Here is a 320-nt window from a genome sequence, read left to right as displayed (position 1 = left end):
ACTCGAGCCGGCGGCTGCGCACCGTCGCCGTGTCGGGTCCGACGGCGACGACGGTGCCCCAGCGGATCCGGCAGGAATCGAGAACCTGTACCGGCTGGGGCATCCCGGTGGTCAGCAGTCGCGACCACGGGTACACCCCCAGCACGTGGAACGCGTGCGTCGGGGCCGCCTCGGCAAGCAGTTCGGGTGTCAGGTGGGTCCAGTAGTGCCCCGCCTGCGTGCCCAGCCGCTCGAGCAGCCGGGTCCCGAACTCCACCGGATCGATCCGGTCCGTCAAGGCGTTGCCGGTCCAGTAGGCGCGCACCACCTCTGCGTCGAGG

General features: G+C 71.2%; 1 protein-coding gene. It reads right to left on the bottom strand.

The annotated features are described in order from the left end of the window. On the bottom strand, nucleotides 1-320 hold a 320-nt coding region (locus tag CQZ88_RS30120; protein ID WP_258008856.1), incomplete at both ends, for a DUF6390 family protein.

Source organism: Rhodococcus sp. ENV425 (genome assembly GCF_002887785.1).
GTDB lineage: Bacteria > Actinomycetota > Actinomycetes > Mycobacteriales > Mycobacteriaceae > Rhodococcus > Rhodococcus aetherivorans.
This window is presented reverse-complemented; position numbering and strand designations above follow the sequence as displayed.